Annotated in this window: 22 protein-coding genes; 5 read left to right on the top strand and 17 right to left on the bottom strand. The window is 68.5% G+C overall.

Annotated features, from left to right (window positions below):
* The first annotated feature begins 106 nt into the window (after positions 1-106).
* Positions 107-274: a hypothetical protein gene (locus QE385_RS15775; RefSeq protein ID WP_307103433.1), complete on the top strand. Its 168-nt coding sequence runs from the start codon at positions 107-109 to the stop codon at positions 272-274.
* Positions 275-384: 110 nt separating this feature from the next.
* Here QE385_RS15775 and QE385_RS15770 read toward each other — a convergent pair whose 3' ends face one another.
* The 3 genes from QE385_RS15770 to QE385_RS15760 form a co-directional block, all read right to left on the bottom strand.
* Positions 385-1,023 (bottom strand): sigma-70 family RNA polymerase sigma factor, encoded by a 639-nt coding sequence (locus tag QE385_RS15770; protein ID WP_307103431.1) that lies wholly within the window; start codon positions 1,021-1,023, stop codon positions 385-387.
* Positions 1,024-1,141: 118 nt separating this feature from the next.
* Positions 1,142-1,279: a hypothetical protein gene (locus QE385_RS15765; protein ID WP_307103430.1), complete on the bottom strand. Its 138-nt coding sequence runs from the start codon at positions 1,277-1,279 to the stop codon at positions 1,142-1,144.
* Between the two features lie 63 nt (positions 1,280-1,342).
* The gene (locus tag QE385_RS15760) at positions 1,343-2,143 is read right to left on the bottom strand and encodes a response regulator (RefSeq protein ID WP_183951702.1); all 801 of its coding nucleotides are present in this window, start codon (positions 2,141-2,143) and stop codon (positions 1,343-1,345) included.
* 270 nt (positions 2,144-2,413) lie between these two features.
* Here QE385_RS15760 and QE385_RS15755 point away from each other — a divergent pair, with 270 nt between their 5' ends.
* The 3 genes from QE385_RS15755 (at position 2,414) to QE385_RS15745 (ending at position 4,587) form a co-directional block, all read left to right on the top strand.
* Positions 2,414-2,563 (top strand): NepR family anti-sigma factor, encoded by a 150-nt coding sequence (locus tag QE385_RS15755; RefSeq protein WP_307103427.1) that lies wholly within the window; start codon positions 2,414-2,416, stop codon positions 2,561-2,563.
* A gap of 12 nt (positions 2,564-2,575) precedes the next feature.
* Positions 2,576-4,168: a sensor histidine kinase gene (locus tag QE385_RS15750; protein WP_307103426.1), complete on the top strand. Its 1,593-nt coding sequence runs from the start codon at positions 2,576-2,578 to the stop codon at positions 4,166-4,168.
* Between the two features lie 284 nt (positions 4,169-4,452).
* Positions 4,453-4,587 carry an entericidin A/B family lipoprotein gene (locus QE385_RS15745; protein WP_007405456.1) on the top strand — a complete coding sequence of 45 codons (135 nt, stop codon included), beginning with the start codon at positions 4,453-4,455 and terminating at the stop codon, positions 4,585-4,587.
* A gap of 225 nt (positions 4,588-4,812) precedes the next feature.
* On the opposite strand, the gene tatC is transcribed toward QE385_RS15745, so the two are convergent.
* The 8 genes from tatC to argS all read right to left on the bottom strand — a co-directional run bounded on the left by tatC (position 4,813) and on the right by argS (position 11,666).
* Positions 4,813-5,595 (bottom strand): twin-arginine translocase subunit TatC, encoded by a 783-nt coding sequence (gene tatC, locus QE385_RS15740; protein ID WP_307103423.1) that lies wholly within the window; start codon positions 5,593-5,595, stop codon positions 4,813-4,815.
* Entirely contained in the window at positions 5,592-6,065 is a 474-nt protein-coding gene (gene tatB / locus QE385_RS15735) for a Sec-independent protein translocase protein TatB (RefSeq protein ID WP_307103421.1), read from the bottom strand. Before tatB ends, tatC begins: the two co-directional genes overlap by 4 nt.
* Positions 6,066-6,094: 29 nt before the next feature.
* Positions 6,095-6,331 carry a Sec-independent protein translocase subunit TatA gene (locus QE385_RS15730; RefSeq protein ID WP_007405493.1) on the bottom strand — a complete coding sequence of 79 codons (237 nt, stop codon included), beginning with the start codon at positions 6,329-6,331 and terminating at the stop codon, positions 6,095-6,097.
* Between the two features lie 141 nt (positions 6,332-6,472).
* Positions 6,473-7,078 carry an SMC-Scp complex subunit ScpB gene (scpB, locus tag QE385_RS15725; protein WP_307103419.1) on the bottom strand — a complete coding sequence of 202 codons (606 nt, stop codon included), beginning with the start codon at positions 7,076-7,078 and terminating at the stop codon, positions 6,473-6,475.
* Positions 7,075-7,800 carry a ScpA family protein gene (locus QE385_RS15720; RefSeq protein WP_307103417.1) on the bottom strand — a complete coding sequence of 242 codons (726 nt, stop codon included), beginning with the start codon at positions 7,798-7,800 and terminating at the stop codon, positions 7,075-7,077. The genes scpB and QE385_RS15720 overlap by 4 nt, the downstream gene beginning before the upstream one ends.
* A gap of 341 nt (positions 7,801-8,141) precedes the next feature.
* Positions 8,142-9,146, bottom strand: coding sequence for a glycoside hydrolase family 3 N-terminal domain-containing protein (locus tag QE385_RS15715; RefSeq protein ID WP_307103415.1), 1,005 nt, complete (start codon positions 9,144-9,146; stop codon positions 8,142-8,144).
* A 52-nt stretch (positions 9,147-9,198) separates the two neighbouring features.
* Complete coding sequence (locus QE385_RS15710; RefSeq protein ID WP_307103412.1) at positions 9,199-9,942, bottom strand: SPOR domain-containing protein; 744 nt, start codon at positions 9,940-9,942, stop codon at positions 9,199-9,201.
* A complete protein-coding gene (argS, locus tag QE385_RS15705) occupies positions 9,942-11,666 on the bottom strand; it encodes an arginine--tRNA ligase (RefSeq protein WP_307103410.1) in 1,725 nt (574 codons plus the stop codon). Before argS ends, QE385_RS15710 begins: the two co-directional genes overlap by 1 nt.
* Before the next feature lie 224 nt (positions 11,667-11,890).
* Between argS and QE385_RS15700 the strand changes: the two genes are divergently transcribed.
* Complete coding sequence (locus QE385_RS15700) at positions 11,891-12,187, top strand: hypothetical protein (protein ID WP_307103408.1); 297 nt, start codon at positions 11,891-11,893, stop codon at positions 12,185-12,187.
* 741 nt (positions 12,188-12,928) lie between these two features.
* Here the strand turns inward: QE385_RS15700 and QE385_RS15695 are convergent.
* The 6 genes from QE385_RS15695 to QE385_RS15670 form a co-directional block, all read right to left on the bottom strand.
* Positions 12,929-14,095, bottom strand: a complete 1,167-nt coding sequence (locus QE385_RS15695; protein ID WP_307103407.1) for a deoxyguanosinetriphosphate triphosphohydrolase — start codon at positions 14,093-14,095, stop codon at positions 12,929-12,931.
* The gene (locus QE385_RS15690; RefSeq protein ID WP_307103405.1) at positions 14,092-16,137 is read right to left on the bottom strand and encodes an SPOR domain-containing protein; all 2,046 of its coding nucleotides are present in this window, start codon (positions 16,135-16,137) and stop codon (positions 14,092-14,094) included. The genes QE385_RS15695 and QE385_RS15690 overlap by 4 nt, the downstream gene beginning before the upstream one ends.
* A 359-nt stretch (positions 16,138-16,496) precedes the next feature.
* Positions 16,497-18,014, bottom strand: coding sequence for a cell division protein FtsZ (gene ftsZ, locus QE385_RS15685; RefSeq protein WP_307103403.1), 1,518 nt, complete (start codon positions 18,012-18,014; stop codon positions 16,497-16,499).
* A gap of 119 nt (positions 18,015-18,133) precedes the next feature.
* Entirely contained in the window at positions 18,134-19,393 is a 1,260-nt protein-coding gene (gene ftsA / locus QE385_RS15680) for a cell division protein FtsA (protein ID WP_307103401.1), read from the bottom strand.
* Between the two features lie 7 nt (positions 19,394-19,400).
* Positions 19,401-20,354, bottom strand: coding sequence for a cell division protein FtsQ/DivIB (locus tag QE385_RS15675; protein ID WP_307103399.1), 954 nt, complete (start codon positions 20,352-20,354; stop codon positions 19,401-19,403).
* Positions 20,351-21,283, bottom strand: a complete 933-nt coding sequence (locus QE385_RS15670; protein ID WP_307103397.1) for a D-alanine--D-alanine ligase — start codon at positions 21,281-21,283, stop codon at positions 20,351-20,353. The genes QE385_RS15675 and QE385_RS15670 overlap by 4 nt, the downstream gene beginning before the upstream one ends.
* Between the last annotated feature and the right edge of the window lie 168 nt (positions 21,284-21,451).

The raw sequence follows: 21,451 nt of genomic DNA, 5'->3' as shown, positions 1-21,451 counted from the left end.
GCCACTTCTACCCTCTTGCGCGCGCACCGCAAAAGGCTTTCCCCGAGGTTAACGAAGCAGCTTCACAATTTTTGCAACCTGTCAAGCCTTCATCGGTTATGATGGCATGACGAGCACAGAAGCATGGACCGGACCTATCCATATCGTCCCCGCCCCCCGGCGGGTGGACGATATTGGCTGCGCGCTGCGCGCCGCCTTTTCCGATCCGCTGCGCCTGCCCGACCATTGGGTCCGCCTGCTCGCGCGACTGGACGAGCCCGCGCAGCACCATTGATCCGGCCGCGACGCTCGGGCCGTTATGCCATGTCGGCCCGGCCCCATGTCACGAAAACGGCCGCCCCACCCCATCGGGCAGAGCGGCCGGGAAAAATTCGTCGGGTCGGCTTAGCGACCGCCGCTCAGCTGGTCGACGTCGCCCATGATGCTGTCGAGCGCGGTCTTGCTGCTGTCGGTTTCGTGCAGACGACGCGATGGCAATGCGCCTTCGCTCAGGATCGCCTCCAGCGCGACGCGCCCCCGTGCGACCCGGCTCTTGATCGTGCCGACCGCGACGTTGCAGATTTCCGCCGCTTCCTCATAGGCGAAGCCACCCGCGCCGACGAGGATCAGCGCCTCGCGCTGCGGCTGCGGCAGGTGCATCAGCGCACGCTGCATATCGCCCAGCTCGACATGGCGGTCCTGGCTGGCGGGGGCAGCAAGGATGCGGTCGGCGACCAGATCGTCCCACTCGCCCTTGAAGCGCGCGCGGCGCATCTGCGAGAGATAGAGGTTGCGCAGGATGATGAAGGTCCAGGCCCGCATATTGGTGCCCGCCTGGAACCGCTTGCGCGCCGCCCAGGCCTTGAGCAGCGTTTCCTGCACCAGATCGTCGGCCAGGTCGCGGCTGCCCGACAGAGAGCGCCCGAATGCGCGAAGATGGGGAATCACGCGCGCCAGCTCGGTCTTGAACTCGGAATCGGGCAGGGCGACGTGCTCGACGGGGGCGTCGACCTCGATATCGTCCTGCATCAGTGGCTGCGTCATGAAAATCCGATCGTCGGAAGCGGCCGCATGCGCGACCGTTTCGAAATATAGGGTTGCGGGCCCAAAATTGCCAGCCGGTCCAAAGCCATAATGGACCCGCCCGAAGGCCGTATCGCGATCAGCGGAGCACCAGCCAGGCAAAGATCGCGATGACCAGCACCAGCGATATGGGCAGGATGTACCGCGTCACATGCGGGGTCGATCCTGCCCGTGCGTCTTCCTTGGAGACATGGATGGGATGTTCGGGATCAGCCATGTCCACCTCAACGCCTGTCGACCGTTTTGGGTCCGTAACCGATGATCTTTCGTCCCGACGGCCTTATTCGGCCGGAACGGTGCTCTGGTCGAAGAACAGCGCCTGGCTGATCGCCGCCTTCACCGTCGACCGCTGGAACGGCTTGGTGATGAGGAAGGTCGGCTCGGGCCGCTCGCCGGTCAGCAGACGCTCGGGGAAGGCGGTGATGAAGATCACCGGCACCTCGAACTCGGCCAGGATATCCTTGACCGCGTCGATGCCCGAGCTGTCGTCGGCCAGCTGGATGTCGGCCAGCACCAAGCCGGGCCGGTCTTCCATCGCCAATGCCACCGCCTCGTCGCGGGTCACGGCGACGCCGGTCACCTCATGCCCCAGGTCGCGGACGATCGTCTCGATATCCATCGCGATGATCGGCTCGTCCTCGATGATGAGGACGCGGGCGCGGGTCTGCTTCTCGATCTCGGCCAGCGCCTCGGACACGAGATTCTCGACCTCGCTCGGCTCGACATCGATCAGATAGGCTGCATCCTCGGGCGTGAAGCCCTCCATCGCGGTCAGCAGCAGCGCCTGACGCGACAGCGGGGTCATCCGCGCCAGCCGGGCGCGCGCCACGCCCTCATTGCCGTCGGCATCGACGCCGTCATTGTCCAACTCGTCGTAATTGGCCGACGACCAGATGCCCTGGAACATGCGGTAGAGGCCCAGGCGCGGATCGACGTCGCGCGGAAACTGGTCGGGGGCCGCGACGATCGCCTCCAGCGTGGCGCGGACATATTTGTCGCCGTGCATCTGGCTGCCGGTCAGGGCCCGGCCATAGCGCCGCAGGAAGGGAAGATGGGGCGCAAGCTGCTGTCCAAGCGACATGGGTAATGATCACTCCCTGAGGTATTCGCGAAAGCCTGATGTGCTGGCCGCCGCGCGTGTTTTCAATGCCGTTTTCTCCGAAATCCCCGATCGACGCGCCGCATGGACGTCCGTCCGGTTTTTTCGTATCGCATCGGGAACCAACAAGATCGAATTTGGTTTCATCGCCACATCAACTATGGCTCTGGCGTAACGCCGACCGGCGGCGCGATTGGGTCGCCATTGCGTCGGTTGCCCCGCTAGTGGGTCGTGCAGGGGGATATTTTGAGTTTGGGCAACAAGACCAAGAAGACGCCTTCCTCGACGCCCGAAAACGGTGGCGAGAAGGATGCCGGCTCGGCCCTGCGCCAGGCATATCAGAAGACCGTCGACGAAAAGATTCCTGACGAGATGCTTGACCTTCTCAGCAAGCTGGACTGACGATCCGGCCGCATGGCCAACGCCCCCATCATTCCCGCCCCGGCTGACCCCGTCGAATGCCCCCCGGTCCCGGCACCGCGTCTGACCACGGGCGCGAAGCTCGTTCTGGTGCTGGGCAGCACGCTGCTGATTCTGGCGGCCATCGCGGTCTTTGCCACGTTGCAGACGACCCGGCTGGCCGACAGCGAGGCGAGCGGCCGCCTGCGCATCGCCGCGAACGAGGATGCGCGCGCCATCGCCACCGAACTGGTCGGCGACATGACCGCGCTACGCGTGGCGGTCCGTGCGCTGGGCCAGGACCCGCTCGACACGCCCAGCTGCGCCCGCGCCCAGGGCGTGTTCGCGCAACAGTCGATGACCGGCGCTCGCTTCGTCATCACGGACCGGACGGGCAAGACGCTGTGCGGCGACCCGCTGCCCGCCGCATTGCCGGTGCTGGCCGACGGATCTCCGATCGGCGCCGATATCCTGGCCGGACAGGGCCTGGTCCTGTCGGTCGTGCATCAGGACGGCCGGACCCAGGCGCGCGCCTTCTTCCCCCTGCCCTTCCTGCGCACGCTGATCGACCAGAGCAATCACACCAGCGCGGTCGCATCGGTGATCGAGCTCGACGGCGAATCCCTGCCGCTGGCCAGCCTGCCCGGCCGGGGCGCGCTCGCGCGGATGAAGTCGATCCGGACCGAGCTGGGCATTGGCGGCCTGGTGCTGCGGACCTCGGCCCCCAGCGCGCCGATCACCTCCTCGCTGATCGTGGCGCTCGCGCTGCCGCTGCTGATGTGGCTGGCCGCCGTCGTGCTGGGCTGGTTCATCGTCGACCGCCTGCTCATCCGCCCCCTGCGCCAATTGCGCGGGATCGTCGCCGCCTATCAGCCGGGCGAGACGCTCGACATCTCGCAGGTGGAGGCCGCGCCCGCGCAGGAGATCCGCGACCTGGCCGATACGTTCGAGGCGATCACCCAGACGGTCGCCACCCACGAGGCCGGACTGGCCGAAGGGCTGGTCCGCCAGACCAAGCTGACCCGCGAAGTCCATCACCGGGTGAAGAACAACCTCCAGGTCATCTCCAGCCTGATCAACTTCCACGCGCGCGGTGCGACGGGGCCGGAGGCGATGGCCGCCTATTCCTCGATCCAGCGGCGCGTCGATGCGCTGGCGGTGGTGCATCGCCATCACTTCGCCGAGCTGGAGGAAAATCGCGGGCTGAACCTGCGCACGATGATCGGCGAGCTGGCGGCGAACATCCGCGCCACCGCGCCGGAGAACGCCGCCGGGATCGGCATCTCGCTCGACGTCGCGCCGCTTCTGGTCAACCAGGACGTGGCGGTCGCGGTGGCCTTCCTCGTTACCGAGACGATCGAGCTGGCGATGAATTGCGACCCCGCCGCGCAGATCCGTGTCGCGGTCAAGCCCGCCGAGCAGGAAGGCCGCGCGGTCGTCCGCGTCGTATCGCGCGCACTGGTCGAGACCGACGAGCTGCGGCACCTGATCGGCAAGCGCTATGGCCGGGTGATGGAGGGACTGGCGCGACAGCTTCGTGCGCCGTTGCACCATGATCCGCTGACCGGAGCCTATGAGATTTCCATCGCGATCGTCGGGCGCGACTGAAAAATCGGCGAAAAAGATTCGCAACTGCGAAAAAGCCGGGAACCCTTGCCCCGGCAGAGGGTTCTGCTCTTCGGATAGCGAACTTATGCCCCCCCGCTCTCGCTATCCAAGCCATAGGCCTGGAAGCGTCCACCCTCCCCCCCCGGTGACGCTTCCAGGCCTTAATCTTTTCTGCAGCCCAAGATTCCGCCGCTTCACCGCCCGTGTCGCCACCCGTGACAGGGCCGGAACGAATGCCGTGTTGACGCATTGGACGCGCAAGGATTTCACAAAGGAGACTGAGAATGCGTAAGCTCATGGGTCTGGCAATCGTCGCCGGTGCGTTGCTGGTCAGCGCATGCAACACCGTCGAGGGCGTGGGTCGCGACGTGAGCTCGGCGGGCAACACCGTCGCCAAGACGGCGGACGACGCCAAGTAAGCCCTTCACCCGGCTGAAGACAGGAAAGGCCCTGGCGGTTTCGCCGGGCCTTTTTTGTTGGGGTTCAGTCCGTGGCCTTCGACTTCGCTCAGGCTGAACGGCGTTTGGGGCCTTGGAGCCCTTCCCTCGCTCCGTTCAGCCTGAGCGAAGTCGAAGGCCAAGCGAGCACCAAAGAAAAAGGCCCCGGCTCTCACCGAGGCCTTTCCAGAACCATCCACACCGACATCACGCCGCCGCGTCGGCTTCCTCTTCGGGCGCCTGTCTGGCCCGGCTCCGTTCGGTGAACCAGATGCCGATGATCGCCAGTTCGTAGAGGATGATGAGCGGCACCGCGAGCAGCACCTGCGACATCAGGTCGGGCGGGGTCAGCACCGCCGCGATCGCGGTCGCCGCGACGATCGCATAGCGCCGAGCCCCGATCAGTTGCTTGCGCGTCACGATCCCCGCCCGCTCCAGCAGCATCAGCAGCACCGGCAACAGGAACGCCAGGCCGAAGGCGAACAGGAACTGCATGATGAAGGACAGGTAATTGCCGATGGCGGGCAAGGCCTCGCGCCGCACGCCGCCGACGACCCCGTCAAAGCCCAGCAGGAAGTGGAGCGCCATCGGGATGGCGATATAATAGGCCATCGCCGCGCCCATCAGGAACAGCACCGGCGTCGCCAGCAGGAAAGGCAGCAGCGCGCGCTTTTCCTTGCGGTACAGGCCCGGCGCGACGAACTGCCACAGCTGGTTGGCGATCACCGGAAAGGCGATCATCATCGCGGCGAAGAAGGCGACCTTCACCTGGACGAAAAACGCCTCGAAAATCTCGGTATAGACCAGCTTGCCCTGCCCGGCCGCCAGCAGCGGCTTGGCGAGGAAGCCGAAGATCGACTCCGAGAAATACATCGACACGCCGAAGCCCAGCGCGATCGCGACGATGCAGTAGAGCAGCCGACGACGAAGCTCGATCAGATGGTCGAGCAGGGGGGCGCGGCTGGCGTCGATCTCGTCATGGTCGGTCACGACGCCGCCCCTTCATTGGGGCGCGGGGCCGGATGCGCGGAGGGATCGCCGGGCGCGGGGGCGACGACGGGCTTCTCGACCATCACCGGCCGGTCGCTGTGATCCTCGTGCGCGGGCGCATGAGCGTCGGGCAAGGAGGGGACGGGCGCGGCGTGATCCGGCGCCGTGTGATCGGGCGCGGCGTGGTCCGGCGTCGTGTGATCGGGCGCGGGATCGACGACCGGCGGCACCTCGGCGGCATGCTCGCGCATGATCCGCTCATTCTCCGCCGCCCAGCGCTTTTCCATTTCCTCCAGCTCGGCCTCGCGGACCATATTGTCGAAGCCCTGCCGGAACTGGCGCGAGACGCCGCGCGCCTTGCCGACCCAATAGCCGACGACGCGCATCGCCTTGGGCAGATCCTTGGGACCGATCACGACCAGCGCGACGATGGCGACGAGCAGGAACTCGCTGGAGTCGATATTGAACATGGACGTCCGGTATCAGCTGGCGGACGCGATCAGCGATCGTCGCGCACGCGCTCGCCATCACGGTCGAAGGCGGGCTCGGCCGACTTCTGCGCCTCGATCCGGGCGGACGGCTTGGCGGGCTTTTCGTCCTCTTCGGCCATGCCCTTCTTGAAGTTCTTCACACCCTTGGCGACATCGCCCATCAGGTTGGAAAAGCGGCCGCCGCCGAGCAGAAGGATGGCGACGATCGCGAGGACGAGAAGGTGAATCGGGCTAAAGCTGCCCATGGCACGTCTCCTGGGAATTCATGGTCTATCTAGGCCTTGGCATCGCCAGCGGCAATGGTTCAGCGATGCGTGCAAAGCCCCGAACGGGGAGCAAGGAGCCGTGCCGCCTCATTGTGACGTGGGCGTGACGCAAAGAAAAGCTCAATCGCCCTCTGGCGACGTATCGGATGCGGCCTCCTCCTCATCCTCCAGCCGCTCCAGCGCCAGATCGACGGGATCGAGCAGCCCGGCCGCGCGCAGATCCTCCAGGCCGGGCAGATCGCGCCGGCTGGTCAGCCCGAAATGCTGGAGAAAGGCGGGCGTCGTCGCATAGATCAGCGGCCGCCCCGGCACCTCGCGCCGCCCCGCGGGCCGCACCCAGCCCGCCTCCATCAGCACGTCCAGCGTGCCCTTGGAAATGGCGACGCCGCGGATCGCCTCGATCTCGGCGCGGCTGACGGGTTCGTGATAGGCGATGATCGCCAGCGTCTCGATGCCCGCGCGCGACAGGCGGCGCATTTCCTCGCGGTCGCGGCGCAGCAGATGCGCGAGATCGGGCGCGGTCTGGAAATGCCAGCGGTCGCCGCGCCGGACCAGCGCGATCCCGCGCCCGGCATAATGCGCCTCCAGCGTGTCCAGCGCGGCGCGGATGTCGGCCGCCCCCTTCGTCACGCCGACATGGGCGCGGATCGAATCCACGCTCATCGGCTCGGGCGAGGCGAACAGCACGGCTTCCACCGCGCGCACGGTCGGGTCGATGGCGCTCATCGCGGCTGGCGTACCAGAAGCGGCGCGAAGGGCGCGGCCTGGCGCAGCTCGACCTTGCCCTGCCGCGCCAGTTCCAGGACCGCGAGGAAGCTGGACGCCAGCGCCGAACGCCGCAGCCGCTCGCTGCCGTCGGGCAGGAACGTCTCGATCGCCGACCAGTCGATCCGGCTGCCGACCAGCATCGACACGCGGTCCAGCGCCGCCTCCAGCGTCATCACCTGCCGGTCGGCGACGACATGCATGACCGGGCGGGTGCGCGCGTTGATCCGGCCATAGGCGGCGATCAGGTCATAGAGCCCGGCCTGCCACTGCGCCTTGCGCTGCACCGCCAGCCCCTCGGGCGCGCCGCGCGCGAAGACGTCGCGGCCCAGCCGGTCGCGCGCCATCAGCCGCGCCCCCACCTCGCGCATCGCCGCCAGCCGCTCCAGCCGGAGTTGCAGCCGCAGCGCCAGATCCTCGGGGTCCGGCTCCTCCTCGGGCTGGCGGGGCAGCAGCAGCGAGGATTTGAGATAGGCGAGCCACGCCGCCATCACGAGATAATCGGCGGCCAGTTCCAACTGCATCCGCCCCGCCCGGTCGATGAAACGCAGATATTGCTCGACCAGCGCCAGGATCGAAATCTGCCGCAGATCGACCTTTTGCGAACGCGCCAGCGACAGCAACAGGTCAAGCGGCCCTTCCCACCCGTCCAGATCAAGCGTCAGCTGTTCCCCCGTCATCATGCGCCAGCTTAGCGGCGATGCGAAGCCATGGCGAGACGGGCGGGGTTTATCTTTCCGAAGCGGAAGGGGGGACGAGCATCCCTCCCAGGTGAAGTGCGCGCCCGTGCCCCTCCACCACCGCTTCGCGGCGGTCCCCCTCCCCAAGCATAGCTTGGGGAGGAATGAGGAAACCTGCCGAGTGCCATTTCAGTCCTCCCCAAGCTTGCTTGGGGAGGGGGACCATCGCGTAGCGATGGTGGAGGGGCGCCGTCGCAGACGGCGGCTGACACCGCCCCCCCTCCACCACACCCTGCGGGCGCGGTCCCCCTCCCCATCTTCGATGGGGAGGAATGGGGTGGCTCCTATTCCGCCAGCGCCAACAGTGCGTCGCGGCGGGCGATCAGTTCGGCGAAGTCGCCCTCCCCCGGACCGACACTCGCCATCGCGCGGTCGAGCCGGGCGCGGGCCACATCGGTGATGGCGGGCACCCGCCCCGCAATCTCGACCATCTCGTCCATCCGCGCCCAGCAATCGAGCACCAGGTCGCATCCCGCCGCCAGCGCGCCTGCCGCCTTCTCGCCCGCCGTACCGCTCAGCGCCTTCATGTCGATATCGTCGGTCATCAGCAGCCCGTCGAACCCGATCCGCCCCCGGATGATCCGCTCGATCACGGTCGGCGACAGCGTCGCGGGGCGCTCGGCGTCCCAGGCCTCGAACACGATATGGCTGGTCATGCCCATCGGTGCGGCGGCCAGCGTGCGGAAGGGTTCGAGATCGACCGCCAGCTCGGCCTTGCTCGCGGTGACGGTGGGCAGGAGGTGATGCGAGTCGACCAGCGCGCGGCCATGGCCGGGCATATGCTTGATTACGCCGACGACGCCCGCCGCCGCCAGCCCCTCCAGCATCGCGCGGCCCAGCGCCGCGACCTGCATCGGCTCGGCACCATAAGCGCGGCAGGCAATCGCCTCGGTCGTATCCGGCTGCACAACGTCGAGCAGCGGCGCGCAGTCGACGCTGATCCCCACCTCGCGCAGCATCAGGCCCAGCGCCTGGCCATTGGCGCGCATCGCCTGGATCGCCGACATCGGCGCGGTCTCGTACAGTCGCGCAAAGACCGGCCCGGCGGGGAAAGCAGGCCATTCGGGCGGCCCCATGCGCGCGACCCGGCCGCCTTCCTGGTCGATCAGGATCGCCAGATCGTCGCGCCCCGCCAAGTCGCGCAAGCTGTCGGTCAGCGCACGGACTTGCGCCCGGTCGACGATGTTGCGCTTGAACAGGATATAGCCCGCCGGTTCGACCGCGGCGAAGAATGCCCGCTCGTCGGGGGTCAGCACCGGGCCCGACAGGCCGAAAATGACGGGGATCATGAACGCACACTCCGGCCCCTTTCCCGCATGGGCGGGAAAGGGGCGTGATCGATCAGCTGGCGACGAAGCAGCTCTCGCCCGCCACGCGCAGGCGACCGCAGATATCGGCGGCCTGGTTGGCCGACCCGGCATTCACCCGCAGGCGGTAGAGGGTCTTGCCGTTCGAGGCGACCGGCTGGACCACCTTGCCCAGCGCGCCGACATAGGAGAAGCGCTTGGAGAAGCGGTCCCATGCGGCATTGGCCGAGGATTCGCTGGGATAGGCGCCCAGCTGGACCATCGACCCGCTGCCGATCGCGGCAGCGGGGGCGGGACGCGCCGCCGCCACGGGCGCGGGCGCGACCAGCTTGCCGCCCGATTCGGGCACCTGCGCCACGGCGTTGCGGCCGCCATTGGGCTCGGTGGGCTTCTGGACGACGCGGGTGCCGTTCATCGGCGCCTCGGGCACGGCGCGCAGATCGATCGCGCCGGTGCCGCCGGGCTTGCCCGCGCTGGTGGCGATCGCGGTATTGCCCTCGCCCTTGACCTTCAGCCCGCCCGGATCGGCCGGACGCACCTTATAGTCGCCCTCGGGCGCGGCAATGATCGCGCCGTCGCCATCGGCGGCGGCGGTGTGCGCCTGCCACTTGTACAGCGCGAAGCCGATAAAGGCGAGAATGGCGAGGCCCAGGATGACCAGCGCCACGACCTTGCCGATGCCGACGCCCTCGGGCTCGTCCGCCTCGACGGTTTCCAGCCAGGGAAGACGATCGTCCTCCTGTTGGTCATAGCCGCGCAGGTCCATCTCGTTCGCCATCACTTCATCTCCGACACGGCCTCGACGCCCATCAGCGCCAAGCCGTTGCGGATAATCTGCCCGATCCCTTCGCTCAGGAAAAGCCGCGCGCGCGTGACATCGGGATTCTCCGCGATCAGGAAGCGGCGATCGACCCGGTCGTTGCCGACGTTCCACGCGGCATGGAAGGCCGCCGCCAGATCATAGAGATAGAAGGCGATGCGATGCGGCTCGCGCGCCGCCGCCGCCGTCTCGACGATGCGCGGGAATTGCGCGGCCAGCTTCACCAGCGCCAGATCCTCGGTATCGAGCAGCGACAGGTCGGCGGTGCCCCCCTCGATCCCCGCCTCGGCCGCGCGGCGCTTCAGCGAGGCGATGCGGGCATGGGCGTATTGGACGTAGAAGACGGGATTGTCCTTCGACGCCTCGACCACCTTGGCAAAGTCGAAGTCCATCTGCGCATCGGCGCGGCGGGTCAGCATGGTGAAGCGGACCACGTCCTTGCCGACCTCGCGCACGACATCGGCCAGCGTGACGAAATTGCCCGCGCGCTTCGACATCTTCACCGGCTCGCCACCGCGCAGCAGGCGGACCATCTGGACCAGCTTGACGTCGAACTTGGTCTTGCCACCGGTCAGCGCCTCGACCGCCGCGACGATCCGCTTGACGGTGCCCGCATGGTCGGCGCCCCAGATGTCGATCAGCTGATCGGCGGACTGCGCCTTCTGATAGTGATAGGCCAGGTCGGCGCCGAAATAGGTCCAGGCGCCGTTCGACTTCTTGATCGGGCGATCCTGATCGTCGCCGAACTGGCTGGAGCGGAACAGCGGCAGCTCGACCGGCTCCCAATCCTCGGGCGTCTCGCCCTTGGGCGCTTCCAGCACGCCGTCATAGACCAGGCCGCGCGCGCGCAGCTCGGCCTCAGCCGCCTCGGGCTTGCCCGCCGCCTGCAGCTCGGCCTCGGAGGAGAACAGGTCGTGATGGATGCCGAGCAGCGCCAGATCCTCGCGGATCATCGCCATCATCGCCGCCACCGCGCGGGTGCGGAACAGGATCAGCCATTCGCCCTCGGGCGCGTCGACATAGGCATCGCCGAACTCGGCGGCCAGCGCCTCGCCCACGGGCTTCAGATACTCGCCCGGATAGAGCCCCTCGGGAATCTCGATCGTCGCGCCCAGCGCCTCGCGGTAGCGCAGATGCGCCGAGCGGGCGAGCACGTCGACCTGGCCGCCCGCATCGTTGACATAATATTCGCGGGTGACCTTGTGGCCCGCAAATTCGAGCAGCGTGGCGAGCGCATCGCCCACCACCGCGCCCCGGCAATGGCCCATATGCATCGGGCCGGTCGGGTTGGCCGAGACATATTCGATATTGACCGTCACGCCGCTCCCGCGCGCCGAGCGACCATAATCGCCCCCCGCCTGCGGGATCGCCGCCAGCTCGTCACGCCAGGCGGCGTCGGTCAGCCGCATGTTGAGGAAGCCCGGCCCGGCGACCGCGACGCTGTCCACCTCGTCCAGCTTGCCCAGCTCGGCGGCCAGCGCCTCGGCCAGCGCGCGCGGGTTGGTCCCGGCGGGCTTGGCCAGCACCATCGCGGCGTTGGTGGCGAGGTCGCCATGCGACGCGTCGCGCGGCGGCTCGACCGTGACGTTGCGGCGATCCAGCCCGCCGGGCAACGTGCCGGCGGCAACCAGCGTGTCCAGCGCCGCATCGATATGCGCGGCAAAGCGGGTGTAGAGGGTCATCGCATCGTCCGATCGGGGATAGGAAAGCGTTGCGCTCTAGCGAAATCGGGCGCGCGCTTCAAATCATGCTTGGCGGGCGGGCCGGGCGAGCGATTGCGCGCAGTGCATCCATGCCCCAGCCCTTTGCAGTTGCCGTCCATGCTGCGCCGCAATAACTCGGTATACGAAAGTTACAGCGCGAGAGGACCTGATCCGGCTCAACGCAAAAAGCGGGAGTTTCGATCATGCGCAAGACCATTCTGATCCTGGCCGCGGCCGTCGCCGCCATCCCCACCGTCGGCGCGATCGCCGCCGAGGGCGAGCAGCGCTTCGTTCATGAAGGCCAGACCTATGTCTATACCCGGTCGACCGAAAACGGCAATCCGGTGATCCAGGGCCGTCGCTATCCGGGCGGCGAGCCGTTCCGCTTCGTGGTGAAGGGCCACCGCGTGACCGGCACGACCGGCACCACCCAGGTCGCCTTCACGACCGACGAAGCTCGTGGCGCACTGGGCGCAGGCGTCGAGACCAGCGCTCGCTGATCTCCGCCTTACGGCTTGAGAGAAACGGCCCGTTCTTCCGGTGGGAGGAGCGGGCCGTTTCCTATTCGGGGCGACCGACAGGCGTGTTCACGCACCGCTGATCTTCTGTCCCGAATGCCCGCCCTCCTTGTCCGATTTTCCGGAGGCGGTCTTCTTCGCGCCGGTGCCCGTGCCACCGCCTCGCCCGGTCCCCAAGCTGCCACGCGCGCCGTCTCCGCCTTTGGCCGTAACCGCTCCGGGATTACCGCCTGCGCCCTTCTGTGCCATGATCGATCTCCTGTCCAACCGGTCAAGAACAGGACCGAACCCCGGCGCGTTCCATGCAAATTCAGTTACTTAGATCACATTGAGCTGGTGCGACCCTTATCGGGGAAAGTCGCGCACGTCATAGTGGCTGAACCGTCGCCCCGCCCGGCGATCGCGCCATGCGTGCAGCTTCATCACGAGGTAGACGAGGATCGCCGGGACCACGGCCAATGGAGCGTAGACCAGGGGCAGTCCCAAATCACACAGTCCGCCATAGCTGAGAAGGGTCAAGGGGAAGGCGATGCGAATCCATAGTCGCCACCGATAGAGATCGTGATCGGACCGGAATGGCGGCGGTTCCGCACGGCTCGCTTCGGCGGCCGGACCATGTGCAGGTCTTCGAGATCGCAACCAACTGGTCGAGCGCTGTCGCATGACGGCACGATAGCGCTTGTCGGGCCTCGATTGCCGCCAATCCCAAACACCGCCTTCCGGTCAGAAGCCGTCCGGCAGGTCGATCGCGCCGATCTCCTCGCGATAGCACCGCACCGCATAGCGATCGGTCATCCCCGCGATGAAGTCGGCGATATGCCGACTCCGCGCCGGTTCATCCTCGGGCAAACGCTCGCGCCATTCCTCGGGCAGTTGCGCGGGGTCGGCGCGATAGGCGGCGAACAGGCCCTGCACGATGCCGTGCGCCGCATCCGCTGCCGCCAGCTGGCGCGGGTGGTGGTAGAGGTTGGCGTACATGAACCGCTTCAGGTCGCGCTCCTCGGCCCGCATCGCGTCCGAGAAGCCGACCAGCGCCCGGCCCGCCGCGCGGACATCGGCGACGTCCCCCACCCCGCTATCGGCGATGCGCGTCCGCGTCTCGGCGACGAGGTCGTTGACCATCACCCCGATCTGCGAGCGGATCAGCTCGCTCGCCAGCCTCTTGGGTGCGACATCGGGGAATTGCGCCCGCGCCACGTCCCATCCGCGCGCGACCAGCGGCACGCTCAGCAGCTGGTCCAGGGTCAACAGCCCCGCGCGCAAGCCGTCGTCGATATCGTGATTGTCATAGGCGATATCGTCCGCCAGCGCCGCGACCTGCGCCTCCAGCGAGGCATGGCTGTCTAGGTCGAGCGGAAAGCCCGCATCCGCCTCCCGCAGCGCCCAGCCGGGATGGCGGACCGGGCCGTTATGCTTGGCCAGCCCCTCCAGCGTCTCCCAGCTGAGGTTCAGCCCGTCCCAGCGGGGATAGGGCCGCTCGATCGCGGTCAGGGTGCGCAGCGTGTGGCCGTTATGGTCGAACCCGCCATGATCGGCCAGCGCCGCCTTCAGCGCATCCTCGCCCGCATGGCCGAAGGGCGGGTGGCCGATGTCATGCGCCAGGCACAGCGCCTCGGTCAGATCCTCGTTCAGCCCCAGCGTCCGCGCGATCGTCCGCCCGATCTGCGCCACTTCCAGGCTATGGGTCAGGCGGACGCGAAAATGGTCACCATCGGGCGCCATGAACACCTGCGTCTTGTGCCGCAGCCGCCGGAAGCTGATCGAATGGATGATCCGGTCGCGGTCGCGCTGGAACGCGTCGCGCGGGCCGCGCTCCAGCCCCTTGGCCTCGTCATGGCGCCGGCCCCGGCTCCGGTCGGGATAAGAGGCCCAGGGGGCAAAGCGGCTCACTTCGCGTCGAGCCGCGTCACCGCCTGCCCTGCATCGCTGGTCACGGGGAAGGCCGAAACCCCCTTCTTGGCGAGCTGGTTGACGAAGGCGCGCGCCTCCGCCTCGGTCTTGAACGGGCCGGTCAGGACCCGATGAGTCGCGCGCAGCGGGGTCTTGTAGCCCTTGCGCGCGGCGAACAGCTCGGGGGCCTTCGCCTTGGTCGCGGCCCAGGCCTTGGGCAGATCGTCCTCGTTCGCGCCGCCTGCGACCTGGACCCAGATGCGCTCGGGATTGGCCCTGGCGCGCTTCTTTTCCTCGGCGGCTTCCTTGGCTTCGGCCGCCTTCTTCTCCGCCTCGGCCTTTTTGGCGGCAAGCGCCTTCTTCTCGGCGGCCGCCTTGGCCGCGGCGGCCTTGCGCTCGGCGGCGGTCGGCGTCTTGCTTTCCTTCGCGGCGGGCTCGGCGGCCTCGCTCGCCCTTTCGCGCGCCTGGTGATCGCGATCGGCCTTGGCGCGGGCTTCCGCCAGGACGCGCTGTGCCCCGCCCGATACCGGCGTGTTGGCGGCAACCACCGCCGGACGCTCGGGCCCTTCGACCCCCAGTTCGGAGGCGGGGATGGAGAGATTGGCGACGATCCGTGCCAGCACCGAATCCTCGCGCAAGGCGTGCGAGGCGGCGAGCGAGGGACGACGCGACGCCGTGCGGGCCGGGCGCGACGGAGGCGTCGGTTCGCTGGTTTCGACCGGTATCGGCTGGACCATGGGGCTGGTCTCGGCCTTGGCGAGCTGGACCGGCGGAGCGGCGGGCGTCGGCTCGGGCGTGGTCGGAACCGCCTGGACCATCTGGACCGGCGGCGTGGTGACCGGTGCTGGGGCGACCGGCGCCGTGGCGGGCGCGGGCAAGGGCTGGATCATCGGCCGTGCGGGCTCGGCGGCGGCCAGCGCGACGGGAGCCGTGGGCGCGGCGGCCGGTTCCGCCGGGCGCGCGGCGGGCGCGGTCGGCAGCGCGGAGGTGAAGCCCGGCTGCGGCTGGACCGGGCGCATCGGCGAGGCGGCGGCCACGACGCGGTTCGTGTCGGGCAAGGGCTGGATCATCGCGGTCGACGCGGTCCGGACCGGAGCGGGAAGCGCCGCCGTCGCGACGCCGGGATCGCGGCGCGACGAACCGCGACCGCCACGGCGGCGCTCGTCGCGGGTGGTCGCCTGCTGCACCGGTGCGGGCGTCGCCACCGTCGTGGAGGCCAGCGCGACGGGCGCATCCGGGGTCAGCACCGGCAGGCTGGGGGCCAGCCGGGCGTCCGCCAGCCGCTCGGGCGTGGCGCGCGTCTCGCCGAAATGGACGGCGAAGGCGCGGTCGGTGGCGGGCAGCGTCGGCAGGCGCTGGAAAAAGGGTTGCAGCCCCTGCGCCAGCTGGGCGGGCATCATCGTGCCCGCGATGCGCGTCGCTTCGGGCAGGTCGCCCGCCATCGCCAGGATGAAGGCGCGGGCGCGCCACGCCGCGCGGTCGGTCTTGCGGAGCAGCGGATCGAGTTCCTGCAACGCCCGCTCGCGCTGGCCCGAAATGCCCAGCGACAACGCATAGCGGCGGACGATCTCGTCATTCGGCTCGCTCGCCAGCGCCAGCCGATAATCGCGCTGCGCCCGCACCTGATCGCCGACCAGATCATAGGCCAGACCGCGATCGGCGGCGAACTTCGCCGGGGCCAGTCCCGCCGCCTCGGCCTGCGCGAAATAGCGCAGCGCCTCGCCCGGTCGTTCGGACCGGACCAGGATCGATCCCATCCCCGCCTTGATCCGGGGATCGCGCGCATCGACCTTTTCGGCGCGGGCGAACAGCGACGCCGCGCCCGACAGATCGTCGAGGCGGATCGACAGCTCACCCGCCTCGATCAGCGCGTCGATGTCGCGCGGGTTCTGCGCGACGCGGCGCATCACATCGCCCAGCCGGTCGGCATCGGTCGTGCCGGGAAGCGGCTGGACCATGGCCTGCGCCAGAAGCGGAACGGGGGCCGATGCGAGCATCAGGGCGAGCGCCAGCGAAGCGCGGGAAAGATAGGGGAACGTCATGGGACCGATCCGCATAAAGCGCGTTTTGCCGTGCACGGCAATGCCCTTCCCGCCCCCGACGCGCCCGATCGCTCCACGCCGTCGACCAACAGGCGCGGCGACCGACCGCCGCCCCGGCCAAGGCTGGGGCCTTTTGCGGCATCGGGCCGAGGCGTGACACCTCGAACATTCGGCAAGGGACACCCCAGCGCCGTCGCCCCGGCAAAGGCCCGGCCTTTCGCTGCGGGGTCGGGGTTCGGGACGCCCCCAGCCTCACCGGCATGACGGGACGGAAACGGCGTCGCGGAGCCGCCGCCCAACGAAAAAGGCCCGCGCGAACGGATCGCGCGGGCCTCTCGTCCATCCCTTGCGGGACGGGATTACTGGTTGTTCTGCCGGTGCAGGAAACGCGGAATGTCGAGCGACGAGTCGCCGCCCTGCGCATTCTCGTCACGCTGCGCACCCCGTGCGGCGTTGGACATGCGCTCGAACAACGTGCCGCCCAGCTTCACGCGCGGCGCGGGCTGGGCCGGAGCCTCGCCCGCTTCGCTGCCCGGGGCCAGCCAGCGGCGACGGGCATCGTCGCCACCCGCCGCGGGAGCGGCCGGGCTCGCGGGCGTGGCGGGCGTTGCGGACGGCGCCGGGACCATCGTGTCCGCGCCCAGCACCAGTTCGTCTTCCTCGGTCGACTTGGGGGCCGTGGTCGGCGCGGCGGCAGGCGCCGGGGCGGGCTGCGCCACCGGGGCGGGTGCCGGGGTGGCGGCGACGGGCGGTTCGACCGGCGCGGCCGGGGTCACGCTCGCCTGCGGAGCGGGTGCCGGGGCGGCCGGCTCGCTGGGGCGATAGCTGGGCGTGTCGTCGGTCTTGCGCGCCATGCCGCCCATGCTGAAGCCGCTGCGGTTCGACTCGCTGGGCGACGGCGCGACCTTCACCTCGGCGTCGATGCCGGTGGCGACCACCGACACGCGGATGCGGCCTTCCAGCTCGGGGTTGAAGGCCGAGCCCCAGATGATGTTCGCGTCCGGATCGACCAGCTCGCGGATATGGTTCGCGGCCTCGTCCACCTCGAGCAGGCGCATGTCGTCGCCGCCGGTGATCGAGATGATGACACCCTTGGCCCCCTGCATCGACACGCCGTCGAGCAGCGGGTTGGCGATCGCCTTCTGCGCCGCCTCGATCGCGCGATTGTCGCCGGTCGCCTCACCGGTGCCCATCATTGCCTTGCCCATCTCCTGCATCACCGAGCGGACGTCGGCGAAGTCGAGGTTGATGAGGCCCGGCATGACCATCAGGTCGGTGATGCCGCGCACGCCCTGCTGCAACACCTCGTCCGCCATCGCGAACGCTTCCTTGAAGGTTGTGTTGGCATTGGCGATCAGGAACAGATTCTGGTTGGGGATGACGATCAGCGTATCGACGTACTTCTGCAGCTCCTCGATGCCGCCATCGGCCGACTTGGCGCGACGATTGCCCTCGAAGGCGAAGGGCTTGGTCACCACGCCGACGGTCAGGATGCCCATGTCGCGCGCCGCCTTGGCGATGACCGGGGCCGCACCCGTGCCGGTGCCGCCGCCCATGCCCGCCGCGATGAAGCACATATGGCTGCCCTCGAGCAGCTTCGACAGGTCGTCGATCGTCTCTTCGGCGGCCGCGCGGCCGATCTCGGGACGGCTACCGGCGCCCAGGCCCTGCGTGATCTTGGCGCCCAGCTGGATACGCTGCGGCGCGATCGACTGCTTCAAAGCCTGCGCGTCGGTGTTGGCGACGAGGAAATCCACGCCCTGCACCTCGGCGCGCATCATGTTCGCGATCGCGTTGCCGCCGGCACCGCCGACACCGATCACCGCGATGCGCGGCGTCAGTTCGTCGACCTCGGGTGCGATGAATTCGATGCTCATCCCAATATTACTCCGCCGTTCCCGGTCGATACGCTAAGACCGGGCCCCTGATTGATCGTTAGTGCACCAGAGGACTGCCCGGTGCCAACATAAAACCGTCCAGTTTGGAAGGCTTTTCGTTAATAATTGGCTTTTGCCGCCTGAATTAATCGCCGGAACAGCCCCATGCCGCTCGGCCGGTGGACCGTCTGGTTGACCGGAGCGATGCTGCGCAGGTCGATCGGATCGGTCGCGGCATAGAAAGCCAGACCCGCGAGCGTCGCGAAAGCGGGTCCACCATGCGCATCGGGCAGACCGGCCAGCCCGCGCGGCCGGCCGATGCGGACCGAGCGGCCCAGCGCCTGCTGCGCATAGTCGGCAATACCCTTCAGCTCCGCGCCGCCGCCGGTCAGCACGACCTGGCGCCCCACCGGCCCCTCGAACTTCAGATGCTGGAGCGCCTTGCGGATCTCGCCCATCTGATGCTCCAGCCGCTGGCGGATCACGCCGATCAGCTGCGCCTTGGTGATCTGCATCGTGTCGCCGCCATCCTCGGCGGAAATCGGCGTGACCTGGATCATGTCGTGATTGTCGCGCGGGGACGCATTGGCCGAGCCATGGAAGCACTTCATCCGCTCGGCCATCTGCCGCCGCGTCCCGAAGGCGGACGCCACGTCGTCGGTGATATCCGCCGCCCCCATCGGCAGCGAACACAGCCCGACCAGCATGCCCCCGGCGAACAGCGAGACATTGGTGATCCCCGCCCCCATCTCGACCAGCGCGACGCCCAGCTCGCGCTCCTCGTCGGACAGACAGGCCAGCCCCGTCGCGACCGGCGCGGCGATGATCGACTTCACCTCCAGATGCGCCGAGCGGACGCACAGGTCGAGGTTGCGCACCGGCGACCCGTCGGCGGCGACGACATGGATATGCACGCCCAGCCGGTCGGCATGCAGACCCAGCGGCTTCTTCACCCCGGTCAGTCCGTCGAGCGTGTAGAGCGCGGGCTGCGCGTGCAACACCATCCGCCCCTGCGGATCGATCGAGTTGCGCCCGGCCGCCAGCAGCGCGTCGATATCGCCCTGTTCGACCTGATGGCCGCCCAACTCGAACTCGACCTCGGCCACGTCGGACACCAGCCCCCCGGCCGAGAAGCCGACCCAGACATTCTCGATATTCAGGCCCGCAATGCGTTCGGCCTGTTCGACCGCCTCGCGCACCGCCGCCTCGGTCGCGCCCATATCGGCGATATAGCCGCGCTTGACGCCCCGGCTCTCGCGCTGGCCGGTGCCCAGCACGATCAGCTCGCCGCCATCGCCTTTCCGCGCGATCAGGGCGGACACCTTGGACGATCCGATGTCCAGTGCGGTAATCAGTCCCTCGGGTGCGATCTTCGCCATGCCCCTGTTACCCCTGTGATGTCCCGTCGACCGCCGCCGCATCCGCGCCGTTCCCCGGTCCGACGTCGCCCGCCATGCCTCCGGCCTTCGCCGGATCGGCCAAAGCGTGATTCTGATTCAAACCGGGCCTGCGCGCAACCAGCTTTGCAGGGTCGCGCATGTCGAACCGCAACCAGCCGCGCCCCAGCAGCGGCCGCGATCCGTCCATCGCCGCGAACTTCATCAGCGCGGCCGGTGCGCCGTCCTCGGGCAAGGCCAGCGTCTCGCCACTGTCGAAGGTCAGGTCCCAGCGGCGATTGCCGATCCAGGTCGCCGCCTTCACGCGCGGCTTCAGCGCGGGCGCGGCGGACAGCAGCGCCTGATAGCCCGGCTCCTGCAAATTCGCGCCCGGCCCGATGATCAGCGGCAGGTCGGGCATCGCCTCGGGCCGCACCGGCTCCAGCAGCACGCCGCCCGCGTCGATCAGGGTCAACTGGCCATTGTCCTGCCACACCGCCGCCGGGCTCCGCTCCTCGATATCGACGAGCAGCGTGTCGGGCAGACGGCGCGAGACATGCGCGTCCTTGATCCAGCCGTAACGGAGCAGCTTGGCGCGGACATCCTCCAGATTGACGAGCGGCATCGCCCGGCTCTGCTGGTCGAGCGCGACGGCATAGACCGTCATCCGGTCCATCCGCTTCAGGCCCGTGACCTCGATCTGCTGGACGCGGAACCCCGCATGGCCCGCCTGTTCGGCGATGGCGGTGCCGATCATGCCGGGCACCCCGACCCAGGTCGCCAGCGCCAGCGCCGCCGCGCCCGCACCGCCCAGGATCGTCCAGGTCACGGCCTTCTTGACCGTCTCCTCGCTGACCGGCAGCTTCGCCAGCAACCGTTCGGAAAGCGTCGCGCGCTTGACCGGCTGGCGACGGCGCGGCGCCGGGCGGCGGGGCGAGGTGCCGCGCTTGATCGTCCGGCTCATCCCGCCTGGTCCTTGTACCAGTGGACCGCCTCATCGACGATCGCCTGGACCACCGCGTCGTAATCCATGCCGACATGGCGGCCCTGTTCGGGCACCAGGCTGAGCGGGGTCATGCCCGGCTGGGTGTTGACCTCCAGCAGGAACAGCCCGTCGACGCCGCGTTCATCGTCCCAGCGGAAGTCGGAGCGCGAGGCCCCGCGACAGCCCAGGATGCGGTGGGCCTCCAGCGCCAGCGACTTGCACGCCTCCGCGATCTCGTCCGGAATCTGCGCGGGGCAGACATGCTCGGTCAGGCCGTCGGTATATTTGGCGTCGAAATCGTACCAGCCATTCTTCGGCTTCAGCTCGGTCACGCCCAGCGCGCGGCCGCCCAGAACGGCGGTGGTCAGCTCGCGGCCCCGGATATAGGGCTCGGCCAGCAACTCCTCGAACTCGGCCCAGGGGCCCGCCGCATCGCGCGCGATCGGGTTGCCATGGTTGCTGGTGTCGGTGACGATCGCGACGCCGACCGACGAGCCTTCATTGACCGGCTTCAGCACATAGGGCCGCGGCAGGGGATCGCCCGCGAACAGCTCCTGCGACTTCACGATCCGGCCGCCGGGCATGGGGATGCCGTGCGGGACCAGCGCCTGCTTGGTCAGCACCTTGTCGATCGCGATGACCGAGGTGGCGAGCCCCGAATGGGTGTACGGAATGCCCATCAGGTCGAGCATCCCCTGCACCGTGCCGTCCTCACCGGGCGAGCCGTGGAGCGCGTTGAAGACGAGGTCGGGCTTGGCCTCGACCAGTTTCGCCGCAACATCGCGGCCCATGTCGATCCGGGTGACGCGGTGGCCGTTCCGCTCCAGCGCATCGGCGACGCCCGCCCCCGACATCAGCGACACCGGCCGCTCCGCCGACCAGCCGCCCATCAGTACGACGATATGCATCACGCGATCCTTGTTGTTTGCGTGGGGTCTTCTTCATTCCTCCCCAAGCTACGCTTGGGGAGGGGGACCAGCCGCAGGCTGGTGGAGGGGCAAGCCCCTCGCCCCTCCACCACCGCTTCGCGGCGGTCCCCCTCCCCATCTACGATGGGGAGGATGGAGGTGGCGGCC

Origin of the sequence: Sphingomonas sp. SORGH_AS_0950, from assembly GCF_030818415.1 — a bacterium.
Taxonomy (GTDB): Bacteria; Pseudomonadota; Alphaproteobacteria; order Sphingomonadales; family Sphingomonadaceae; genus Sphingomonas.
Note: the sequence above shows the minus strand (reverse complement) of the source record. Positions and strands in the feature narration are given on the sequence as shown.